This is a genomic window from Sphingomonas sp. DC1600-2, assembly GCF_049897605.1.
Classification (GTDB): Bacteria; Pseudomonadota; Alphaproteobacteria; order Sphingomonadales; family Sphingomonadaceae; genus Sphingomonas.
The window spans coordinates 1-4496 of record NZ_JAFCWO010000036.1 but is presented as its reverse complement, the minus strand read 5'-3'; the positions used below and the strand labels follow the sequence as shown (position 1 = coordinate 4496).

3 protein-coding genes are annotated in these 4496 nt (G+C 61.6%); 2 read left to right on the top strand and 1 reads right to left on the bottom strand.

Annotated features, from left to right (window positions below):
* On the bottom strand, positions 1-2387 hold a 2387-nt coding region (locus ACP7BL_RS17735; RefSeq protein ID WP_426258921.1), incomplete at its 3' end, for a Tn3 family transposase.
* Positions 2388-2524: 137 nt separating this feature from the next.
* Here ACP7BL_RS17735 and ACP7BL_RS17730 point away from each other — a divergent pair.
* On the top strand, positions 2525-3157 hold the full coding sequence (locus ACP7BL_RS17730) for a recombinase family protein (protein ID WP_029622716.1): 633 nt from the start codon (positions 2525-2527) through the stop codon (positions 3155-3157).
* Complete coding sequence (locus tag ACP7BL_RS17725) at positions 3154-4365, top strand: MFS transporter (RefSeq protein WP_087978939.1); 1212 nt, start codon at positions 3154-3156, stop codon at positions 4363-4365. Before ACP7BL_RS17730 ends, ACP7BL_RS17725 begins: the two co-directional genes overlap by 4 nt.
* Positions 4366-4496 lie beyond the last annotated feature (131 nt).

The following is a 4496-nucleotide window of genomic DNA, read 5'->3' as shown; positions in this document are numbered from 1 at the left end:
AGGGCCGCCCGAGCGGCTATGCTTGACCACAAACATGGCCCGCCTCCTTCACGGAAATGGCAGCTGCGCGATGGTAGCACAGGCAACCTGCCGCGTCGCCAAGCTGTCCACATAACGACAGCGCCGGCGGTGTCGGTGGCATGCTCCTTGATCTCCAGTTGGCTCTCATGGTTGAGCAGCCCATCGATCACATGCGCCGCCTCGCCAGCATTGGCGGCGATGACCTTGTTGTAAAATGGAGCATAGCGGTCTGACACGTGGGTGTAGAAGAGGACCCCGGACTCTGAGCCGTATTTGGCATTGTAGTCGGCGCGGCCTTCGCCCTTGGCGCCGGCGCGGTAAAACTGACCATCTGACGACGACCCGGTGCCTGGTCCCCAGATCGCCGAATGAGGCAGAACATGATGGTAATCGACGATAGCCGCCAGAGCGGCCGCATAGGTTTCGTCGCGGATGTGCCACTGCGCGGTCCAGATCAGGCGGGCGTGGGTCAACCCTTGCGAACTTTCTGCCATGCGCCCCAACCCGAGATTGGTGGCATCGGCCAGGATGGCTGCCATCAAGGCTGGCCCATCCTGGGGCGGCTCGCCGCTGCGCACGTGAGCGAAGCGATTTGCAAACGCTGTCCATACCGCGGCTTCGGAGAGCAGATCGGTGATGCGGATCCGCGGCAATAGGCCGTAAAGCTGGGCTTTGAGTTCCTCGGCTTCTTCGGGAACGGTGTTGCGGAGCGGGGAAATTTTGAGACCGCCAGCGTCGAGGATTACGTCGGGCAATTGGCCTTTCAACGCTTTGCGGTTGACCTCGGCCATGCGCGCACCGAGCCTTTGGCGTCGATCGGCGAGCCAAGCAGCAAATGAGGTATCGACCGCGACGGGGACATTCTGCTCGAGGAGCATCGTTTCGAACGCGGACTTTGGGAGCAAATAGTCACTCAGCGTCCGATATGCCCGGCTGCCCTCGACCCAGATCGCGCCCGACGCCAAGCGCTCCCGCAAATGCACAATGACTGCGAGCTCATAGGCCCGGCGTTCCACCGTGCCGTCCTGAAGAACGAGCTTGCGCCAGCGAACCCGAAGAAACCCTAGGGGCACGTTGGGCGGAAGAGCGCGCCGGTTGGCCGCATACATGTCATTGAGAATAGCGAGTGCCGCGAGAACGGGTTCGTTCGACTTCGCTGCCCTGAACGTAAAAGCCGCCAGAAAAGAAGGGGCGAAACGCCGTACCGATGGATAGCGTTCAAGCACATCCTCAAGTCCATCTTCGCTCCCACCAGTGAGCAACTCGGTTTCGCGAACGCTGCGCTCGATGTTCGTCCATCCAATTTCCCGGTCAATTGCATCCCTGGGATCTTCGGGATTCCAGCGCCCTTCGATCAACAGGCGTCCGAGGGCTGCATAGATTTTGCCAATTTCCTTCAGGCGGCCAGCTTCCTCGACAAGCCGGTCGGAGCGTGATCGAGCGGCGCGGCGAAACAACGACCCGATCATTTTTTCCATCATGAAGACGGCGGCATCGGTCAGGGCCACCTCAATTTCGATGGTGAACGCGCAGAGTGTCGCGGTACGGCGGATTTCATCCAACCTCGACAAATGCTGTGCGCTCATAATTGCCGCTTCGCGTGCCATAACGGCATAGCGATTGGCGTGAATGGTACGGGCTCGCTCCGGCTCGATGGCCAGACCCCGCGTTATTTCCAGCCTTGCAATTACTGCGGCGAGGTTGCCGGCGCTCGGGGCTTCCGGATATTCGCGCAGCCAGGCCAACGTCGTCCGGCCAAGAACTGGGCCCGCGATCAGCAATTGTGCGAGATTGTCCTTTTGGTCGCCCGAAAGGCCGTGCGTAATTCCGGAATAGGCCGATTTTCGCGCACGGGCGCGGGCGACCAAAGCAATACGTTCAAAGGTATCGCTTGCCGGCAAGGTAACATTGTTGTCGCGCATGGCCCGCATCATTGCCGCGACGATCGCTTCGCCCCTGTCTGTCGATGCAGCCACATCGACGGCGATTTCGAACAGGGCACGCCTATCTGAAACCACGAACGGGCGCATGCCCAGCCACGCTTCTGCTTGAGCGCGATGTTCGCGCAGCGTCGGGGATCGATCTGCATAGAGGTCAAAATCACTGACTGTGCAGGTGAGCTGTTCGGCGAGCAGCGCCAGCATCGGCAAGGGCGGTGCCTCATCGGCACGAAGGGCTCGCCCCGGTTCTCGTAAATAGCAAAGCTGGACGGCAAAGCCGATCCGGTTAGCGGGACGACGCCGACGAAAGATCTCCGCCAGCTCCGCACTGCCCAGCGTGTAGACCCGCTCAATGGTGGAAGGGTCTGTCGGGGGATCGAACAGCGCAGCCCGCTGCCCGGGAGTGAGGATGGTTTTGCCCGCCATGTGCGATTCCCGATTTCACGTGTCACTTATTCATATTGAGACCACTTTATCATCCATAGACAAAATGACGGATTATGTGACACTATCCTATGCAGTGGCAGGGTGCTGGCAACTGCGCTCCATAAACGGACGTATATGTGACAACACTCATCGGCTACGCGCGGGTCTCGAAAGCCGACGGCAGCCAGCTCCACGACTTGCAGCGCGATGCCCTGCTGGTGGCTGGCGTCGATCCCGACCACATCTATCAGGATACGGCTTCAGGCCGCCGCGATGATCGTCCCGGGCTTGCGGCCGGTCTCAAGGCGCTGCGCTCTGGCGATACACTCGTCATTTGGAAGCTCGACCGGCTCGGGCGCGATTTGCGGCATTTGGTGAACACAGTCGGCGACCTCACCAAACGCGGAGTCGGACTAAAGGTGCTGACTGGTGAAGGTGCTTCGATCGATACCACCACCGCAAACGGCCGACTGATCTTCGCCATCTTCGCAGGGCTGGCGGAGTTCGAGCGCGAGTTGATCGTCGAACGCACCAAGGCGGGGCTCGCGTCCGCGCGTGCCCGCGGCCGGCAGGGCGGACGACCGTTTAAGATGACACCGGCCAAGCTACGGCTTGCACAGGCGGCTATGGGAAAGCCTGAAACCAAAGTTGCCGAGCTATGTGCCGAGTTGGGCGTCACTCGGCAGACGCTCTACCGGCATGTCACGCCCGATGGGCGGATTAGACCGGACGGTGAGAAGCTGCTTGCTCGACGAAACCGCACGTCGTGAGCCAACCGATCTCTGAGACAATTGCGCTTCGCCCAGGGTTTGAACGTCTCCTCTTCGGTGTGCTTCTCGCATCCACCATCGGCGATGAGATTACGCAGGTGGCGCTCGTGTTCCGGGTAGCTCCGGCCGGCTCTGGTCCGCAAATAGCAGCCCTGCTGATTGCGCTTCTGCTGCCCGGTGCTTTGGTCGCGCCGTACGCGGGCAAGCTGGTCGATCACCACGATGCTGCAAAAATCCTCGCCGCGACCTCGTTGGCGCAGGCGTTCGTCTCGGGCGTGATCGCGTTCACAGGAGGCGTGACCGCAGCGCTCACCGGCGCGGCCATGCTCAGCTTCCTGTTCGCGTTTAGCGGTGCCGCGACGTTCACGCTGGTACCGATCGTGGGCCGGGCGGCCGGGCTTTCGGTTGCCCGCGTTAATGCCGCGACCGAGTTCGCGAGTGGCGGCGGCTCCGTGTTCGGGCCGCTCGCGGGTGGGCTGCTGGTCGCGTCCGGCGGTACCGCAGTTGCGCTTCTCTTCGACGCAGCCAGCTTCCTGCTGCTTGGGCTCGTCATCGTACTCTCCCACCTCAGCCGGCCGGGCGCACCCGATGCCGACAATCCTGGCTGGACGCCGGTGGCCGTGTTCCGGGGCTATGCGCCGATTGCCCGCCAGCGACGCATCATGCTTCTGCTCGCCAGTTTCTGGGTCGTTATTATGGCGCTCGCGATTGCGGACGGTGTCTATGTGTTTCTCGTAACCAACGTTCTCAGCCGAGGTCCGTTCGCATACGGGGCGTTCATTGCCGTCTGGGCAGGAGCCTATCTCATCTCTGCATGGGCCGCGGGTGGCTATGTCGAACGTAACGCCCGCTGGACGGCCCTTGTCGGACTGGGAAGCATCGCGGCTTCATTTCTGGCAATAGGTCTGACCGGTGCGCTCGCCCCATCGCTTCCCCTGGCGGTCGTCGCCATGGCGTTCCTCATCGGCGGTGCGGGCAATGCCATCTACAACGTATCGGTTCGCACGATCCTACATACCACTGTGAGGCCCGAGCTCCACGGCCGCGCCGCCGCGCTTTATGGTGCTGGAACCCGCATCAGCGAGGGTAGCGGGTTTGCAATTGGCGGCCTGCTTGGACCAGCGCGTGTCCTCATCGCATACATCCTGTCGGGTGTCGTCGCACTGGTGGCGGCCGGAGGGGGAAGCATTGGCCACCGCAGCCGCTGAGGCTGGACGTGATGCTTAGACCCCATGACTGCCGGAGCCTTGGAGGCTCGAATCTGAGATGCTGATGATGGATTTGTTAGCAGCGGAGACGAGTCATGACGGAGGCAGTGAAATACGTTGGTCTGGACGTT